We start from the raw sequence: 16,545 nt of genomic DNA on the forward strand, positions 1-16,545 counted from the left end.
ATGCCCACCCGACGCCGACCATGCCCTCCCGACGTCGACCATGCCCACCCGACGCCGACCATGCCCGCGTCATCGCCGACCATGCCCTCCCCGCGCCGACCATGCCCGCGCGTTGCCCGGGCATGGTCGCGCCCGAAGTGGCATGGTCGCGCCCGAAGTGGCATGGTCGCGCACACCCGGGGCATGCTCGCGCGCAACAGGGCATGCTCGCGCCCGAAGTGGCATGGTCGCGCACACCCGGGGCATGCTCGCGCGCAACAGGGCGCGGCCCAGGGGGAGCGGGACGCGGGACGCGGTGAGGGCGCGGGATCAGACAGCGGGGGCGGCCGCGGGAGCCTTGCGCTTGCGCGGCTTCTTCTCGGGCACCGCGGGTGTGCTTCCGGTCTCGGCGGCGATCTCGACGACGTCGACGGGCTCCTCTGCGACCTCGACGCGCAGCGCCTGCACGAGGGCGAGGCCGTGCCGCGTGGTGAGGATCACCCGCTGGAACTCCGCGTGACCGTCCAGGTCGATGACGACGCTCGGGCGGTGCCGGCGGATGACCGCGAAGTCCTCGCCGCCGGCGGAGCGCCACGTGCCCATCGCGATGACGCCGCGCACGTGCGTACCGGGGCTCGGGATGCCGCGCAGCCACGTCCACGCGTCGTCGGTGAGCTGCACCTTGGTGATCGTCGAGCGATCGACGACGACATTCCCCTTGCGGAATGAGAGGGCGCGCTCCGACACCGACAGCACGACTTCGAGCTGCGTCGAGTCGAGCAGCAGAGTCACCATGTGCCTAGTCTGCCAGCGCCATCGGTTCGATCAGGGCTGATTTGCTTACGGGAGGGCAACGATCCCGGGCCCCGACCCCCGGACTCGGTGCAAGACTGGATCAGTGACCGTCGCGTCCCCCATCGTCGTCTCCCCGTCGGCCGCCGAGGTCGACCACGTGCTCGAGCGCGCCGCCGCGGGCGCTCGGCTCGATGCCTCTGATGCCGAGACGCTGCTCGGCGCGACGGGCGAGCGCCTCGAACGTCTGCTCGCGCTGGCCGCTCGGATGCGGGATGCCGGGCTCGAGGCAGCCGGTCGTCCCGGCGTGATCACGTACTCGCGCAAGGTGTTCGTGCCGCTCACGACGCTGTGCCGCGACCGCTGCCACTACTGCGTGTTCGTCGACACCCCGGGGCAGCTGCTCAAGAAGCACAAGCCGGCGTACATGTCGCCCGAGCAGGTGCTCGCGGTCGTGCGGCAGGGTCAGGCGCTCGGCTGCAAGGAGGTGCTGCTGACCCTCGGCGACCGGCCCGAGGAACGGTGGCCGGAAGCTCGCGCCTGGCTCGACGAGCACGGGTTCGCATCGACGATCGAGTACGTGGCGCACGTCGCCCGCCTGGTCACGGCCGAGACCGGGCTGCTCGCACACGCCAACCCGGGGGTGATGTCGGCCGACGAGCTCGCCGCGCTGCGCCCCGTGGCCCCGTCGATGGGCATGATGCTCGAGACCACGTCGCGGCGGCTGTACGAGGAGCCGGGCCAGGTGCACTTCGGCTCGCCCGACAAAGACCCGGAGGTGCGCCTCGCCGTGATCGAGGATGCCGGGCGCCGGCGCATCCCGTTCACGACCGGCATCCTCGTCGGCATCGGAGAGACCGTGCGCGACCGCGCCGAGTCGCTCGTCGCGATCCGCGAGGCGCACGAGCGGCACGTCGTCGACGGTCAGGGCCATGTGCAGGAGGTCATCGTCCAGAACTTCCGTGCCAAGCCGAGGACGGCGATGCAGGGTGCGCCCGACGCGGAGCTGCTCGAGTACGTGGCGGCTGTCGCGGTGGCACGGCTCGTGATGGGCCCGCGGATGCGGATCCAGGTGCCGCCGAACCTGTCGGATCCCGCCGAGTTCGAACTGCTCTTGCGTGCCGGCGCCGACGACTGGGGCGGCGTCTCGCCGCTCACCGCCGACCATGTCAACCCCGAGCGCCCCTGGCCGCACTTGTCGGACCTGGCCCGCATGACCGCCGACCTGGGCTTCGAGCTGCGCGAGCGCCTGACGGCCCAGCCCGAGTTCGTGCAGGGCGCCGAGACGTGGATCGACCCCGCGCTGCGAGCGGCGGTGGCGGCGCTCGCCGACCCGGCGACGGGGCTTGCAGCGACCCCTCGCTCGTTGAGCGAGCGAGGACGCTTCGCCTCGTCGCTGGCGCTCCTCGCTCAGCGACCGACTCGCGAGACGAAACGCCCCGACCGCACGGAAGACCTCGACCCGAGGCCGATCGACGACGCAGGCGTCTCCCCTGCGGACGCCGGAGCGCCCTCCGCGGGGCGACCGGGGCTCGGCGATGTCCGCCGGCTCGCCGAGACCGCCGCGGCCGACCCCCTGGCGCTCGACGACGCCGAGTGGACAGCCCTCCTAGGGGCGACCGGCGACGACCTCGACGTGCTCGCCGCGACGGCCGACGACGTGCGCCGGTACACCGTCGGCGAGGCGGTCACACTCGTCGTGAACCGCAACCTCACGTCGTCGGGCCTCGGCACGGTCTTCGCCCTCGACGACGTCCCCGCCATCGCGGCCGACGCGTGGGACCTCGGTGCGACCGAGATCTGCGTCCAGGGGATGCTGCCCCCCGAGGCGGATCCGGCCGGGTACGTCGAGATCGCCCGTGCCGTGAAGACCGGGGCACCCGGCATCCATCTCCACGCCTATCGCCCGCAGGACGTGTGGGATCTCGCCGACCGCGGCGCGATGGGGCTCGACGGCGCGCTCGCGGCGCTGCGCGACGCCGGCGTCGACACCGTGCCGGGCACCGGCGTCAAGGTGCTGAGCGAGCGCGTGCGCGCGCTGGTCGCGCCCGGCGATCTGGAGATCGACCGCTGGGTCGAAGCGATCACGGCGGTACACCGCGCGGGCCTCCGGTCGACGAGCGTCCTGTTCTACGGCCATGTCGAGACCGCCGCCGAGCGCATCGCGCACCTGCGGCAGCTGCGTGAGCTCCAGTCCGCTTCGGCGAGGGCGGCGACGGGCGGCGGGTTCAGCGAGTTCGTGCCGATCCCGCTCCCCGGTCCCGCGGGCGGGGTGCCGCTCGTGCCCGGCCGAGTGCCGCTCGACGAGCACCGGGCGATGGTCGCGGTGTCGCGGCTGCTGCTGTCGGGGAGCATCCCGCACGTGCAGATCCCGTGGACGCGCGTAGGCCGCGAAGCCTCGGTCGCGCTGCTGCAGTCCGGCGGCGACGACCTCGGGGGGACCCTCCTCGACGGCCGCGTGAAGCCCGAGGCGGGGATCGAGTTCGGTCAGGAGCTGCCGGCGGCTGACGCCTCTGCGATGGTGGCCCGCCTGTTCCGTCCCTTCCGGCTGCGGACCACGACCTACGGGCAGGTGCCCGGATGACGCGTGTCGAGGTCGCCGTCGTCGGAGCCGGGTTCGCGGGCATCGGCATGGCGATGGCGCTGCGTCGCGCCGGCATCGAGGATTTCGTCGTCCTCGAGCGGGCGGCCTCGGTCGGCGGCACGTGGCGCGACAACACCTACCCCGGGATCGCGTGCGACGTGCCTTCGCACCTGTACGGCTTCGCCGCGCACCCGAACCCGTCGTGGTCGGGCACCTACGCGCGCGGCGACGAGATCCACGCCTACCTCGAGCACGTCGTCGACGCCGAGGGCCTGCGCGACCGCGTCCGCCTGCGGACCGGGATGCAGCGCGCGCGATGGGATGCCGGACGCGAGGTCTGGCTGATCGACGTGGGCGGCGCCGGGCACGCGCCCGATCTCGTCGTCGCCGACGCCCTGGTGCTGGCGTGCGGACGCCTGACCGAGCCGGCCATCCCCGCGCTCGAAGGGCTCGAGACCTTCCCGGGGCCGGTGTTCCATTCGGCGCGGTGGGACCATGGCGCCCCGCTCGCCGGCCGGCGCATCGGGGTCGTCGGGACGGGGGCGAGCGCGATCCAGATCGTGCCTGCGCTCGCGCGCACGGCGGCGCACGTGACGCTGTTCCAGCGCACGCCGGCCTGGATCGTGCCGCGCGGCGGGGATGCCTATTCCGACGCCGACCGTGCCCGCTTCGCCGCGCATCCCGAAGCCCTTGAGGCGCTACGCGCCGACCTCTACGCCGAGGGCGAGGAGCGTTTCGCGTCGCGGTCGGGCGACTCCGCCGCCGCGGCGGAGGCCGAGGCGATCGCGCGGGCGCACCTGGAGGCGCAGATCGCCGATCCTGCGCTGCGTGCCCTGCTCACCCCGGACTACGCGTTCGGATGCAAGCGCGTGCTGCTGTCGGACGAGTTCTACCCGGCCGTGGCGTCGGAAGACGTGACGCTCGTGCCCGCCGCGGTGGACCGCATCGACGGTGCCACGGTCCTGGCCGCCGACGGCTCGCATCACGACCTCGACGCCCTGGTGCTGGCGACCGGCTTCGTCTCGACCCGCCAGCCGTACGCGGACCTCGTCGTCGGCGAGCAGGAGCAGACCCTCGCCGAGCACTGGTCGGAGGGGATGACCGCCTTCGCGTCGACCGTCGTGGCGGGATTCCCGAATCTCTTCGTCCTCAACGGCCCCAACGCCTCGCTCGGCCACTCGTCGTCGGTGCTCATGATCGAGGAGCAGGCCGGGTACGCGGCACGCGTGCTGCAGGCTCGCGCCGGGCGCGTGCTGCGCGTCGACCCCGACGCCGAGCGCGCCTACACCGACGAGATCGCGCGGGCCGCGGCATCCACTCGCTGGATGACCGGAGGATGCCGCAACTGGTACGTCGACGACCGCTCGGGTCGCCTCACACTGCTGTGGCCCGGCACGGTCGACGCGTACCGCGCGCGGCTCGCGCGAGCCGACGGCTCGGAGTTCCTGCCCGACCCGGCCCTCACCCCCGCCCTCACCCTCGATGGGAGAACCGCATGACCATCCCGCTGCGCTTCGGCTACAAGGCCTCCGCCGAGCAGTTCGGCCCGGGCGAGCTGCTCGACTACGCCGTGCAGGCCGAGGAGGCCGGGTTCGACTCGGTCTTCATCTCGGACCACCTGCAGCCGTGGCTGCACGACGGCGGCCACGCGCCGGCATCCATCCCCTGGCTCGGCGCCCTCGGCGCCCGCACGTCGCGCGTGCTGATCGGCACGTCCGTGCTGACGCCGACGTTCCGCTACAACCCGACCGTGGTGGCGCAGGACTTCGCGACGCTCGGCGTGCTGTACCCCGGGCGCGTGATCCTGGGCGTCGGCACCGGTGAGGCGCTCAACGAGGCGAACCTCGGCATCGCGTGGCCCGACCCGCCCGAGCGCTTCCAGCGACTCAAAGAGGCGATCGGGCTCATCCGCCGGCTGTGGTCCGAGGACCGCGTGACCTTCGACGGCACCTTCTATCACGCGCACAATGTCACGATCTACGACAAGCTGCCCCAGCCCGTCCCGATCTACATCGGCGCCGCGGGCCCGGCGGCCACGCGCCTGGCCGGACGCATCGCCGACGGCTTCATCACGACGTCCGGCAAGAAGCGCGAGCTCTACACCGACACCCTGCTGCCCGCGCTGCACGAGGGCCTGGAGAAGGCGGGACGGCCCGCCGACGCCATCGACACGCTCATCGAGGTGAAGGTGTCGCTGGCGCCCACGCTCGACGAGGCGCGCGAGAAGACCCGGTTCTGGGCGCCGCTGGCGCTCACACCGGAGGAGAAGATGGGCGTCGACGACCCCATCGAGATGCAGCGCCTGGGCGAGCAGCTGCCGATCGAGCGGACCGCCTCGCGATTCATCGTGTCGGACGACCCCGACGAGCACGTCGAGCGCATCGGCTGGTACATCGGCCTGGGCTTCCGTCATCTGGTGTTCCACGACCCGGGTCACGACCAGGGGGCGTTCCTGCGGATGTACGGCGAAGAGATCCTGCCGCGCCTGCGCGCGAAGTACGGCGAGTGAGCCCGCTGCTGCGCCGTCGGCGCCCGGTCGACGAGGCGGCGACCGTCGCCCGGTGGGTCGTCGTGGTGCCCGTCAAGCCCTCGGCGCGCGCCAAGTCGCGGCTCGACGTGCCGGGGGTCGCCCGCAAGGACCTCGCGCGGGCGATCGCCCTGGACACCCTCGAGGCCGCCACCGCGTGCGACCTCGTCGCACAGGTCGTCGTGGTGACCGACGACGCCGCGCTCGCCCGCGAGTCGGCCATGATCCCGGGGTTGCGGTTCGTCCCCGAGGGGGACGCCGCCGGGCTCGACGCAGCCGTGGCCGCCGGCGTGTCGGCGATCGATCCCGGCGGACGGATGCCGCGCGCGGCGCTCCTCGGCGACCTGCCCGCGCTGCGTCCCGACGATCTGGGCGAGGCGCTGCGGGCTGCGGCATCCCTCCCCCGCGCCGTCGTGGCCGACGCCGAGGGCACCGGCTCGACGCTCGTCACCGCCGGCGTCGGGGTCGGCTGGGCGTCGTCGTTCGGCGACGGCTCGTTCGGACGCCACGTCGCGCTCGGGTGCGCGCCGCTGCCGATCCCGGATGCCTCGACCCTGCGCCGCGACGTCGACACCGCCGCGCAGCTCGACGCCGCTCGTGGCCTGGGTCTCGGCCCGCGCACGGCCGCGCTGCTGGCATCCGCCGCGGCCTGAGTCCGCCGGCCGGGCGGAATCAGGCGGGTCAGCCGCCGGGGCAGTCGCAGAAGCCGCCGCTGTAGCACGCGCACGGCGGCGGACCGGGTTCGACGTGCTCGATCGGCGTGGGGGGAGCCACGGCAGAACGCACGTTGGTGAACAGCCCGACGGCGAAGAAGCCGCATGCCGCTGCGATGACCAGCGCGAGCACGAACGCGACCCAGCGCTGGGCGACCGCTGCCGCGACAGCCGCGAGCACGAGACCGATCGCGATGCCGACGAACGTCCACCACACCGCGACCTGTTCCCCGATGAGGGGCTCGGCGCCCAGCGCGTTGCCCAGCGCCAGGGCGAGCAGCCGCCAGAAGGTCATGAGGCCGAGGACGAAGCCGGCGACCACGGCGGTCCAGGCACCGAGCGCCACCCAGAAGCGCCAACCTGGCTGAGTTGCGGCGATCGTGCCGGTGGGCGGTGCGGTCGTCATGCCGCGAGACTAGCGGTGACCGCATCGGGGTCCCGGAGATCTTTGTCGATGCTCTACAGACAGGCGCCTTCCGCCGCGTCGATAGCCTGGCGGGATGAGCGACTACCAGGTGCTGGAGATGGGCGGACTCGACGAGTGGCGGGGGCACTACGGCGGCTTCACCCCCGAGAAGTCGCGCGACGGCCGGCGCATCGTCGACCACGAGCTGACGATGCAGTACATCGGCATGAGCGCGAACGCCTTCGAGCCGGGTGAGGAGGCGGGCTACTGGCACGTGCACGAGCGCATCGAAGAGGTTTACGTGTTCCTCGCAGGGCGCGGCCAGATGGCGCTCGACGACGACGTGGTCGACGTCGGACCCGGCACCGTCGTGCGGGTCGGCCAGGGCGTCTTCCGCACCTGGCGTGCGCTGCCCGACAGTCCCGAGCAGCTGCGCTGGCTGTGCCTGCGCGCCGGCGGCACCGAGCTTCCCGAGTTCCCCGACGACAGCCGGCGCGCCCCCGAGCGCCCGTCGCCGTGGGGCTGAACCGCCGCCGCCACCGTGGAGCAGAGCCCGCAGGACGCCACCCTCGCCGCCTACGAGCGCGGCGCCCTGCAGTACGCCGCGCGCACCTCGACGGCTCCCGCTCCTGAGGTCGACACCCTGCTCGCCCGGGTCGCGCGCGGAGCGCGGGTGCTCGAGCTGGGCAGCGGACCGGGAAGGGATGCCGCAGCCCTCGAAGCCGCCGGCCTCACGGTCGACCGCACCGACGGAGCCGCGGCGTTCGTCGACGCCCTCCGCGCCGCCGGTCACCAGGCTCGCGTGCTCGACGTGCGCGCCGAGGACTTCGGCGGCCCCTACGACGCGGTCTTCGCGAACGCCGTGCTGCTGCACGTGCCGCGAGAGGACCTCGCCGCCGTGCTCGCGACGGCGCGTCGCGCGTGCCGGCCCGGAGGGGTCCTCGTCGCGAGCGTCAAGAAGGGCGAGGGAGAGGCATGGACGCGTGCCAAGCTCGACGACCCCCGGCACTTCACCTACTGGGACGAGACCGGCCTCACCTCCGCCCTCCGCGCGGCCGGCTGGACGCCTGAGCAGGTGACCGAGTCGACGCTGCCGGGGGCGGTCGAGCGGTGGATCACGGTGATCGCCCGGAACGAAGCATCCACTCTCCCGACCGGCGCCGCTCCGCCGAGATCAGGAGATCTCGCGGAGACAGGACGAAACGGCGCCGATCGTCCTGCGTTCGCCGGATCTCCTGATCTGGAGGCGTGAGAATGTCGCGCAGCACCCGACTGAGGCCCTGGCTGCGCCGGGCGGCCTGGCTTGCGGGCGCGCTTGTCGTTGCGGCGGCGGTCTTCGCGCCGGTGACGTTCGGTGGCTTCTGCGCGGACAGCCTCGCGTCGGGCCGGTCCCATTGCGTCACGACCGCCCGCTCGCTGGTCGGCGTCGAGACGAGCCTGTGGCTCTGGCTCGCGGCCAGCGCCGTGCTCGGCGGGCTCGCGTGGTGGCTGCCCGGACGGCAGCGGTGTCGTGACTAGGCGGCGCCGGCGAGGCTCCGATGCAGGCGGCATCCACTCCGCGGCTGGCCCGCATCAGGATCAGGAGATCTCGCGGAGGCAGGACGAAATCGCCCACAACGTCCTGCGTTCGCCAGATCTCCTGATCCGAGCGAGAGAGGATGCCGCGGCCGCGACGGACCGGCAACCCCGGCTCAGGCCACCAGCAGGTACACGGCCCCCACGACCGTGAACGCGATGACGAGCTTCTCGAACACCGACTGCGGCATGCGGTCGGCCAGCCAACGGCCGGCGAAGGCCGCGACGACGACCAGCGGCACGAGCACGAGGTCGATGAGCAGGCCGGGCACGGTGATGATCCCGATGCCGATCGAGAACGGCACCTTGAACAGGTTGACGATCGCGAAGAACCACGCCGCCGTGCCGAGGAAGGCCTTCACCTCGAACCGCGCGGCGAGGAAGTACATCGACATCACCGGGCCGGCGGCATTGGCGACCATGGTGGTGAAGCCGCCGAGCGTGCCATACGTCGCCGCGGCGACCCGGTGCGATCCGCCCTCTGCCGCGACGCGCGAGACGAACCGGCGCCGCAGCAGCGTGATCGCGATCACGAGCAGCAGGATCACGCCGATCGTGCGCTTGACCCACAGGTCGTCGGCGAACCACAGGAACACCACGCCCAGCAGCACGCCGACCACGACGGCGGGAGCGAGGCGCAGCAGCGTCTTCCAGTCCGCGTGGCGCCGGTACATCGTGACGGCGAAGATGTCGGCGACGATGAGCAGCAGCAGCAGGACGCCCGTCGACTGCTTCGCGGGCAGCACGGCGGCGAAGATCGCGACCGCGATCGTGCCCGCGCCGGGGACGGCCGTCTTGGACAGGCCGACGACGAGGGCCGCGACGCCGAGCAGGACCCACGCCCACCACGCGAGGTCGGGCAGCATCAGACGCCGGCCGCCGCGAGCGCGGCTTCGCCGAGAGCGGCCGAGCGGTCGGCATCCGTCATCCACAGCGGACGGACGAGCGAGCCGATGCCGCGGTCCGAGACCTGCGCGGCGAGGTGGTCGTCCTCCTCGGCGAGCAGCCACGTGTCGAGCAGGCCGCCGTCCGGGCGGGAGCCGTACAGCGCGGCGACGGCCGCGGCCGACGTCTCGACGCCGATCGCGGCGAGGCACACGTCGGCCATGCCGCGCACGACCTTGCCGCCGATGATGGGCGAGACCCCCACCACCCGCGCGCTCGTCGCGCGCAGCGCGTCACGCACTCCCGGCACCGCGAGGATCGGCCCGATCGAGACGACGGGGTTCGACGGCGCGAGCAGCACCGCGTCCGCGTCCGCGATGGCCTCGACGACGCCGGGGGCGGGAGTGGATGCCGCGATCCCGGGGTTCTCGAAGGCCGCCGGAGCGAGGGTCGCGCGGTGCCGCGTCCACCACTCCTGGAAGTGCAGGCGCGTGCCGTCGTCGAGGACGACGACGGTGTCGACCTCGCTGTCGGTCATGGGCAGCAGGCGGGCGCCCAGCGGCCAGCGATGCGACATGCGCTCGAGCACCTGCGTCGGCGTGAGCCCCTCGCGCAGCCAGCCGGTGCGTGCGAGGTGCGTGCCGAGGTCGAGGTCGCCGAGGGTGAACCACGGCCAGCCGGCACCCCACTCCTGCAGCTCGTGGTTGACGCGTTCGGTATCGCCCTGCCGGCCCCAGCCGCGCTCGGTGTCGTTGACGCCGGCGAGCGCGTACGTGATCGAGTCGACGTCGGGCTGCAGGCGGACGCCCGACAGCCACAGGTCGTCACCGGTGTTGACCACGACGGTGAGGGCGGACGCGGTGTCGTCGACGCCCCGGGCGCGCAGCGCGGCGCGCACACCGAGCACGAAGCGCGAGCCGCCCACGCCGCCTGCGAGCACGACGATGCGGGGCGCGCGCGTCACGCGGATCAGCCCTGGTGCTTCGCGTGCAGCTGCGGCAGGACGCCGGTCTTCGGGGCGAACTCGTCGGCGGCGTGCGGCAGCGAGAACTTGGCGACGGCGTCGATGAGCGCGTCGACCGTCTGCGCCTCGGCGATGACGTCGACGTCGAGGCCCGCCCGGCGGGCGTCCTTCGCAGTGCGAGGGCCGATCGCGGCGACGAGGGTCGTCTCGGGGAGCTCGGGGAACTGCTCGTGCACCTGCTGCGCGACCGAGCCGCTCGTGACGAGGATGGCGTTGATGCGGCCGGAGTGCACATCTTCGGCGATGCGATCGGTCACCGGGACGCCGACCGTGCGGTACGCGACGACGCTGCGGACGCGGTGGCCCGCCTCGGTGAGCCGGCGCGTCAGGACGGGCTTGGCGATCTCGCTGCGGAGGGTGAGGATGTCGCGGGCCTCGGGCTCGAGCGCGATGAGCTGCTCGGCCATGCCGGCGGCGGAGTTGTCGCGCTCGGGGACGAGGTCGACCCGGTAGCCCACCGCCAGGAGCGCAGCGGCGGTCGTCTCACCGACGGCGGCGACCTTCGTGGTGGCCGGCACGACCGCCCGGTACGCGTACAGCACATCGACCGTCGTCGCGCTGGTCACCGTGAGCCAGTCGAAGGCGCCGGCCGCGAGGTCGGCGAGCGACTGTTCGAGCGTCGCCTGATCGTTCGTCGGCGCGAAGTTGATGAGCGGGGCGATGACCGGCGTCGCGCCCTGTCGTCGCAGACTCGCCGCCACGCCGTCGCCCCAGGGGCCCCCGCGGGGCACGAGGACGCGCCAACCGGTCAGAGGCTTGACGGGCTGGTGCGATGCTGCGGCTGTGTTCATAAGAGGGGGGTCGACTCTCGCTGGTGCTCAGTCGGCCGCCCATGACGTTCGAGCAGCCGACGCGCGATTCGAATCGGGTTCGCGCGAACGGCAGCATACGCACCATTGCACTGCCTCGACCTCCGAGCATACCCCTCGTTCCTGAACGGACGGACTGCGTCCTCGGCGAGGGTGCCCGGAGCGGTCACCGGGTGTAGAGACGGACCGCTCCCCACACGGCTGCGCCGATCGCCAGCGCCCCCGCGACGACCGCGACGGCGGCCAGTGTCGGGTTGCGGCGCTGGAACGCGCGCGCCTGGGTGACGCGCTCGTCGACGGCACGGCTCACGCGGCGAGGAACATTCGCCTTCTCTTCGATCGCGGCGAGGGCGGCCTTGAGCTCGGCGCGCGCCTGCTCGACGGGGTCGGCGATGCCGAGCGGCACGGCGGTGCGGGGAACGGGCACGGGAGCCTCAGAGCTCATCGCGCACCTCCTTCACGTCCTGGGCGATCGATTGGACCGGATTCTGCCGTTCGCCGATCTTGCGGAATCGCAGGACGCCGAGCCATGCCAGCACGGCGGTCACGATCAGCATCGCGAAGAACACGACGAGAGCCGACAGCCACACCGGCCACCAGGACGAGAGCCCGGCGATCACGAACGTGCCGAGCACCGGCACCGACCAGAACAGCACGAACAGCGCCGCGAACACCCACAGGGCGCCCCAGCCTCCGTCCTTCGCAGTGCGTGCCAGCCACTTCTTGGCGGCCTCGACCTCGGCGATGACGAGGTTGCGGATGAGCTCCGGGACCTCGCCGAGGAGCGTGAGCAGGCTGTCGTCCGCGCGGTCGCGGAATCCGCGTCTGCGCGTCTCCACGTCAGGCTCCGCCCTGGCCGGTGGCGTCTTCGACTGCGTCGTCGACGGCATCCTTCACGGCCTGCGCCGACGTCTGCGCGGCCCTGCCCACATCTTCCTGCGAGTCCTTGCCCACCTTGATGGCGGCGTCGAGCTTCTGCCCGGGAGTGCCCTTGGAACCGGCCGCCTGCACGACCTTGACGCCCGCTTCCCACAGCGTCGACGGCAGAGCCATCGCCTGGCTCTTCGCGAAGTCCTTGACCTTGCCGACCTGTTCCTGCACGGGATCGAGGTTCCACACCTTCAGCCACTGCGCCTTGATCTGCTCGTAGCGCTCGCGACCTGCGCGGGTGCCGAGGACATACCCCACGGCGAGTCCGATGACGAGTCCAGCCTTGCCCCTCATGGGGTCTCCTCACACTCGGTGTGCACCTGACGACCATCCCCAGAGTAGCCCCGTATGCCGATTCCGGCATCCACTTGACATCGGGCGTCAGGCGTGGGATCCGTCGCCCCACAGCGCGCCTCGGCGCAGGCGGTCCGCTTCGGCGTGCGCGTCGGCGACGACCTGTGCGAGCCCGCTTCCGGCCACCCATGCGCCGACGACGGCAAGGCCCCGCGTCCTGGCGACGGCCGACCGCGCAGCGGCGGCGCGCTCCTGCTGACCGCGCGCCGAGGTCGGCGGAACCAGCGTGAAGCGGTCGCGGTGTGCCGCCACGATGCGCTCGACGGGAACCCCGAGAAGAGTGGATGCCTCCCGCGCAGCCAGCACGTAGGCCTCCGTGTCGGGCAGCCCCGCAGTGGCGGGCGCACCGGAGGGTCCTCCGAACGCGACGCGCAGCACGTGGCGGCCGGGTCCGGCGTCGCGGGCGAGCCACTCCCACCGGGCCGTCTCGTGCACGAGGCCCGTGGCCGCTCCCGACCCGGGCACGGCGTGGACGTGCGCCCCGCGCGGAGCCGCATCGAGCGCCGGGGCGTCGACGACGAGTGTGACGACCTCGCGGGCGATCCCTGCCGGAGGGACGGCGGCGAACGCCTCGTCGTGGATGGCCGGGCCGAGGAGGGTGCGCGCGCCGGCCTCGTCGGTCGCCACGATCACCGCATCGGCGGTGAGCTCTGCGGCGACCGGGCCGGAGTCCTCGGCGCTCCGGTCCTGCGCGACACCGGTGAGGACCACGGTCCACCGCTCCCCGTCACGGACGAGCCCCGTCGCCGTCGTGCCCGTGCGAACGACCGCCCCACGGTCGGCGAGACGGGCGTGCAGCGCGGCGACGAGCTGCGGCATCCCTCCGTCCAGACCCTCGATCGACGAGCCGGGAGCGTCGGCGAGCAGGTCGGCGACCGCGCCGCCGAGGGAGCCCGTGCGCGTGAGGGCGGGGTTGAGGCCGGGGGCGGCGACCTCGACGTCGACGTCGTCGGGATCGAGGCCGAACCGGTCGATGCTGAGCGGCGCGACGAGGCGGTCGCGCACCTTCTCCCCCATGCGGCTCGTCACGAGGCGGCCCAGGCTGTGCTCGGAGCCGATCGTGAGCGGCGGGCGCAGGCGGTCGAGGTAGGCGCGCCAGGTCCCGCCCCAGCCGATGATGCGGCGGACGTGCTCGTCCCACGGGTTCGCAGGGATCCCCAGCAGCGTCTCAGGCGGCAGCGGCGCCGCGGCGCCCTTGGGCAGTCCCGCGATCCAGGCGGTGTCGTCGCGCGGACGCACGACGACGGCATCCGGCAGCACGTCGTCGACGAGGCGCCGCACGGCTCCGCCGCGCGTCGACCAGCACGTCGCCCCCACGTCCAGACGGAGTCCCGACGCCTCGGCCGTCCCGATCACGCCGCCGAGGCGGGAGGATGCCTCCACCACCGTCACCGCCATGCCGACCTTGGCGCACTCCCAGGCCGCCACCAGCCCGGCGATGCCCCCGCCGACGACGACCACACGGGTGTCACGGGCATGGGCGACGAGTTCCTGGAGCGGTTCGGCGGCGGGGTCGGTCACGACCACCATCCTCGCACCGCGGTGCTGAGCGCTCCCTCGGCTGGTGAGGGACCGCTCGCCCGTTCTTGGCGAGTCGCCGGAGTTCCGACGCTCAGGTTGCCGTCCGTGGCGACTCGCCAGAATCACGGCGCGCAGGCCGCCGTCATGGCGACTCGCCAGATGCGGCGCACAGGCCGCCGTTCTTGGCGACTCGCCAGATGCGGCGCACAGGCCGCCGTTATGGCGACTCGCCAGATGCGGCGCACAGGCCGCCGTTATGGCGACTCGCCAGAATCACGGCGCGCGCAGGCCGCCGTTCTTGGCGACTCGCCAGAATCACGGCGCGCAGGCCGCCGTTCTTGGCGACTCGCCAGATGCGCGGCGCGCAGGCCGCCGTCCGTGGCGACTCGCCAGATGCGCGGCGCGCAGGCCGCCGTTCCTGGCGACCCGCGAGAATCGGCGGGCCCGCTCGTCCGTGGCGGGCGCGCCAGATACACGGCGCGCAGGTCGCCGTCCGTGGCGACTCGCCAGAACCGGGCGAGGGACGCCTACCGACCGATGCCGAGCGGCGGGCGTCAGTGGTCGGTGCGGCGCTGTTCGCGGGCCTCGGCGCGCGTGCGCGGCGTGTGCGACTCGTCGTGCTCCTCGGCGTCCGGCGCCGGAGCGTCGGTCGTGGCGGCAGCCGGGCCGGCGGCATCCCTCCCGGTGACCGAGGTCACCGAGGTGACCCGGCCGTCGTGCAGCTCGATGACGCGGTCGGCGCGCTGCACGAGAAGCGGGTCGTGGGTCGAGACGATCGCGGCGAGGCCCTGGGAGTGGACGAGGTCGCCGATGAGGTCCATGACCGTCGCGGCGGTGCGCGAGTCGAGCTGGCCCGTCGGCTCGTCGGCGATCAGCACGTGCGGGCGCACCGCGATCGCCCGGGCGATGCCGACGCGCTGCTGCTGGCCGCCCGACAGCTCGGTCGGGCGCTGCGCCGCGTGGTCGGCGAGGCCGACGAGCTTGAGCGCCTCGGCCACCCGGGCATCGCGCTCGGCGGGCGGGGTCTTGGCGATGCGCAGCGGCAGCTCGACGTTCTCGGCCGCCGACAGGATCGGGATGAGGCCGAAGGACTGGAACACGAACCCCAGCCGCTCGCGGCGAAGCGCCGCGAGGGCGTCCTCATCGAGCGCGGTGGCCTCGACGTCACCGATCCACACGGTGCCGGAGGTCGGGGCGTCGAGGCCGCCCAGCAGGTTCAGCAGCGTCGTCTTGCCGGCCCCCGACGCGCCGCGCACCACGACGAGCTCGCCGGCGGCGACCTCGATGTCGATGTCGACGCACGCGTGGACGTCGCCCGCGGCCGACGAGAACGTGCGGCTGAGCTTCTCGCCGCGCAGCGCGAGGGTCATGACGGGTCCTCCGGGTCGGATTCGGGAGTGGATGCCGCGGCCCCGGCCCGGCCGTCGGGCAGAGGCGTTCCGTCTCCGCGGTCCGAGTCGGTCGCTGCGCTCCCCCGCTCGCCGACCGGATGATCGGCCGGCGTCTGCTGCCCCGGCCACACGCCGACGTGGTCGGGCTCCAGTGCCAGCCGCACGCGTTCGCGCAGGTCGAGGGCGGTGACGAATTCGTCGGGCAGCTGTAGCCGGCCGACGCGGTCGAGCACGGCGTACTCCTCGGCGACGTGCTGCTCGGCGCCGTGCTCGTCCACGCGCGTCGAGCGCAGCACCTCGGTCGAGGTGCGGCCGTCGCGGATCTGCACGGTGCGCGCGACGTGCTCCGACACCGCGGGATCGTGCGTCACGATGAGCGTCGTGACGCCGAGCTCGCGGTTGACCGATCGCATCGCCTCGAGCACGTGGACACTCGCGGTGTCGTCGAGCTCGCCGGTGGGCTCGTCGGCCAGCAGCACGCGCGGCTCGTTGGCGATGCCGACGGCGATCGCGACCCGCTGCTGCTCTCCGCCCGACATCTCGCCCGGGCGGCGTTCGGCGCAGTGCGACACCTCGAGCAGGTCGAGCAGCTCCGCGACGCGCGCCTGGCGTGCGGCGGCACCCCGCACCCGGCCGGGGATCGCGAGGGCGGCGGCGACGTTCTCGCTCGCTGACAGGTAGGGCAGGAGGTTGCGCGAGGTCTGCTGCCACACGAAGCCGACGCTGTGGCGGCGGAAGACGACGCGCTCCTTCTCGGTCATCGTGAGCAGGTCGTGCCCCGCGACCCACGCGACGCCCGCCGTCGGCTGATCGAGGCTCGACAGGATCGACAGCAGCGTGGACTTGCCAGACCCCGAGGCGCCGACCACCGCGACGAGCTCGCCGGGGTCGACGCGGAGGTTGAGGCCCTGGAGCGCCTGCACCTCGACGCCCGGGCCGCTGCCCGAGGCGACCTTGAAGATGCGCACGAGGTCGACGCACAGGATGTCGGCGTCGGGAGCCCCCACCCGCGGCGGGGCCGCTGTGGGAGCCTGTCGGGCCTGTCGAACCGCCAT

Annotated in this window: 18 protein-coding genes; 7 read left to right on the forward strand and 11 right to left on the reverse strand. The window is 73.1% G+C overall.

All coding sequences use genetic code 11. The features are described 5' to 3' along the window. Window positions 1-309: 309 nt before the first annotated feature. Entirely contained in the window at window positions 310-774 is a 465-nt protein-coding gene (locus FB391_RS15640) for a hypothetical protein (protein ID WP_141895904.1), read from the reverse strand. A 103-nt stretch (window positions 775-877) separates the two neighbouring features. Here FB391_RS15640 and cofG point away from each other — a divergent pair, with 103 nt between their 5' ends. The 4 genes from cofG to cofC are packed head-to-tail and all read left to right on the forward strand — an operon-like array spanning window position 878 to window position 6,535. Beyond that, the gene (cofG, locus tag FB391_RS15645) at window positions 878-3,355 is read left to right on the forward strand and encodes a 7,8-didemethyl-8-hydroxy-5-deazariboflavin synthase CofG (protein WP_141895905.1); all 2,478 of its coding nucleotides are present in this window, start codon (window positions 878-880) and stop codon (window positions 3,353-3,355) included. Then, on the forward strand, window positions 3,352-4,854 hold the full coding sequence (locus tag FB391_RS15650) for a flavin-containing monooxygenase (RefSeq protein ID WP_141895907.1): 1,503 nt from the start codon (window positions 3,352-3,354) through the stop codon (window positions 4,852-4,854). The genes cofG and FB391_RS15650 overlap by 4 nt, the downstream gene beginning before the upstream one ends. Further along, window positions 4,851-5,864, forward strand: a complete 1,014-nt coding sequence (fgd, locus tag FB391_RS15655; RefSeq protein ID WP_141895909.1) for a glucose-6-phosphate dehydrogenase (coenzyme-F420) — start codon at window positions 4,851-4,853, stop codon at window positions 5,862-5,864. The genes FB391_RS15650 and fgd overlap by 4 nt, the downstream gene beginning before the upstream one ends. Continuing rightward, window positions 5,861-6,535 carry a 2-phospho-L-lactate guanylyltransferase gene (gene cofC / locus FB391_RS15660; RefSeq protein ID WP_246093561.1) on the forward strand — a complete coding sequence of 225 codons (675 nt, stop codon included), beginning with the start codon at window positions 5,861-5,863 and terminating at the stop codon, window positions 6,533-6,535. The genes fgd and cofC overlap by 4 nt, the downstream gene beginning before the upstream one ends. A gap of 28 nt (window positions 6,536-6,563) precedes the next feature. On the opposite strand, the gene FB391_RS15665 is transcribed toward cofC, so the two are convergent. Next, window positions 6,564-7,001, reverse strand: coding sequence for a hypothetical protein (locus FB391_RS15665; RefSeq protein WP_141895911.1), 438 nt, complete (start codon window positions 6,999-7,001; stop codon window positions 6,564-6,566). Between the two features lie 94 nt (window positions 7,002-7,095). On the opposite strand from FB391_RS15665, the gene FB391_RS15670 reads away from it, so the two are divergent. From FB391_RS15670 to FB391_RS15680, 3 genes are read left to right on the forward strand one after another with little or no spacing between them, the layout of a single operon-like run. Further along, complete coding sequence (locus FB391_RS15670) at window positions 7,096-7,527, forward strand: cupin domain-containing protein (protein WP_141895912.1); 432 nt, start codon at window positions 7,096-7,098, stop codon at window positions 7,525-7,527. A gap of 15 nt (window positions 7,528-7,542) precedes the next feature. Further along, window positions 7,543-8,253 carry a class I SAM-dependent methyltransferase gene (locus FB391_RS15675; RefSeq protein WP_141895914.1) on the forward strand — a complete coding sequence of 237 codons (711 nt, stop codon included), beginning with the start codon at window positions 7,543-7,545 and terminating at the stop codon, window positions 8,251-8,253. A gap of 2 nt (window positions 8,254-8,255) precedes the next feature. Then, window positions 8,256-8,519 carry a hypothetical protein gene (locus tag FB391_RS15680; RefSeq protein WP_141895915.1) on the forward strand — a complete coding sequence of 88 codons (264 nt, stop codon included), beginning with the start codon at window positions 8,256-8,258 and terminating at the stop codon, window positions 8,517-8,519. 173 nt (window positions 8,520-8,692) lie between these two features. On the opposite strand, the gene FB391_RS15685 is transcribed toward FB391_RS15680, so the two are convergent. The 9 genes from FB391_RS15685 to FB391_RS15725 all read right to left on the reverse strand — a co-directional run bounded on the left by FB391_RS15685 (window position 8,693) and on the right by FB391_RS15725 (window position 16,545). Beyond that, window positions 8,693-9,442 (reverse strand): sulfite exporter TauE/SafE family protein, encoded by a 750-nt coding sequence (locus FB391_RS15685; protein ID WP_141895917.1) that lies wholly within the window; start codon window positions 9,440-9,442, stop codon window positions 8,693-8,695. Next, a complete protein-coding gene (cofD, locus tag FB391_RS15690; protein WP_141895918.1) occupies window positions 9,442-10,425 on the reverse strand; it encodes a 2-phospho-L-lactate transferase in 984 nt (327 codons plus the stop codon). Before cofD ends, FB391_RS15685 begins: the two co-directional genes overlap by 1 nt. Before the next feature lie 5 nt (window positions 10,426-10,430). Continuing rightward, the gene (locus FB391_RS15695) at window positions 10,431-11,276 is read right to left on the reverse strand and encodes a uroporphyrinogen-III synthase (protein WP_141895920.1); all 846 of its coding nucleotides are present in this window, start codon (window positions 11,274-11,276) and stop codon (window positions 10,431-10,433) included. A gap of 184 nt (window positions 11,277-11,460) precedes the next feature. Next, window positions 11,461-11,739, reverse strand: coding sequence for a hypothetical protein (locus FB391_RS15700; RefSeq protein ID WP_141895922.1), 279 nt, complete (start codon window positions 11,737-11,739; stop codon window positions 11,461-11,463). Continuing rightward, window positions 11,729-12,133, reverse strand: coding sequence for a phage holin family protein (locus FB391_RS15705; protein WP_141895925.1), 405 nt, complete (start codon window positions 12,131-12,133; stop codon window positions 11,729-11,731). The genes FB391_RS15700 and FB391_RS15705 overlap by 11 nt, the downstream gene beginning before the upstream one ends. 1 nt (window position 12,134) lies before the next feature. Then, window positions 12,135-12,518: a hypothetical protein gene (locus FB391_RS15710; protein ID WP_141895926.1), complete on the reverse strand. Its 384-nt coding sequence runs from the start codon at window positions 12,516-12,518 to the stop codon at window positions 12,135-12,137. Between the two features lie 87 nt (window positions 12,519-12,605). Beyond that, complete coding sequence (locus FB391_RS15715; RefSeq protein WP_141895928.1) at window positions 12,606-14,099, reverse strand: protoporphyrinogen/coproporphyrinogen oxidase; 1,494 nt, start codon at window positions 14,097-14,099, stop codon at window positions 12,606-12,608. Window positions 14,100-14,653: 554 nt separating this feature from the next. Beyond that, window positions 14,654-15,469 (reverse strand): ABC transporter ATP-binding protein, encoded by an 816-nt coding sequence (locus tag FB391_RS15720; RefSeq protein ID WP_141895929.1) that lies wholly within the window; start codon window positions 15,467-15,469, stop codon window positions 14,654-14,656. Next, entirely contained in the window at window positions 15,466-16,545 is a 1,080-nt protein-coding gene (locus FB391_RS15725) for an ABC transporter ATP-binding protein (protein ID WP_141895931.1), read from the reverse strand. Before FB391_RS15725 ends, FB391_RS15720 begins: the two co-directional genes overlap by 4 nt.

Origin of the sequence: Microbacterium kyungheense, assembly GCF_006783905.1 — a bacterium.
In the GTDB taxonomy this organism is placed as follows: domain Bacteria; phylum Actinomycetota; class Actinomycetes; order Actinomycetales; family Microbacteriaceae; genus Microbacterium; species Microbacterium kyungheense.

What these genes read in the sequence shown, in the direction of transcription:
- FB391_RS15695 (WP_141895920.1), bottom strand. Translation starts at nt 11,276, where the DNA reads ATGAACACAGCCGCAGCATCGCACCAGCCCGTCAAGCCTCTGACCGGT.
- FB391_RS15685 (WP_141895917.1), bottom strand. Translation starts at nt 9,442, where the DNA reads ATGCTGCCCGACCTCGCGTGGTGGGCGTGGGTCCTGCTCGGCGTCGCG.
- FB391_RS15670 (WP_141895912.1), top strand. Translation starts at nt 7,096, where the DNA reads ATGAGCGACTACCAGGTGCTGGAGATGGGCGGACTCGACGAGTGGCGG.
- FB391_RS15680 (WP_141895915.1), top strand. Translation starts at nt 8,256, where the DNA reads ATGTCGCGCAGCACCCGACTGAGGCCCTGGCTGCGCCGGGCGGCCTGG.
- FB391_RS15720 (WP_141895929.1), bottom strand. Translation starts at nt 15,469, where the DNA reads ATGACCCTCGCGCTGCGCGGCGAGAAGCTCAGCCGCACGTTCTCGTCG.
- FB391_RS15725 (WP_141895931.1), bottom strand. Translation starts at nt 16,545, where the DNA reads ATGGCGGTTCGACAGGCCCGACAGGCTCCCACAGCGGCCCCGCCGCGG.
- FB391_RS15640 (WP_141895904.1), bottom strand. Translation starts at nt 774, where the DNA reads ATGGTGACTCTGCTGCTCGACTCGACGCAGCTCGAAGTCGTGCTGTCG.
- FB391_RS15700 (WP_141895922.1), bottom strand. Translation starts at nt 11,739, where the DNA reads ATGAGCTCTGAGGCTCCCGTGCCCGTTCCCCGCACCGCCGTGCCGCTC.
- FB391_RS15710 (WP_141895926.1), bottom strand. Translation starts at nt 12,518, where the DNA reads ATGAGGGGCAAGGCTGGACTCGTCATCGGACTCGCCGTGGGGTATGTC.
- fgd (WP_141895909.1), top strand. Translation starts at nt 4,851, where the DNA reads ATGACCATCCCGCTGCGCTTCGGCTACAAGGCCTCCGCCGAGCAGTTC.
- FB391_RS15665 (WP_141895911.1), bottom strand. Translation starts at nt 7,001, where the DNA reads ATGACGACCGCACCGCCCACCGGCACGATCGCCGCAACTCAGCCAGGT.
- FB391_RS15650 (WP_141895907.1), top strand. Translation starts at nt 3,352, where the DNA reads ATGACGCGTGTCGAGGTCGCCGTCGTCGGAGCCGGGTTCGCGGGCATC.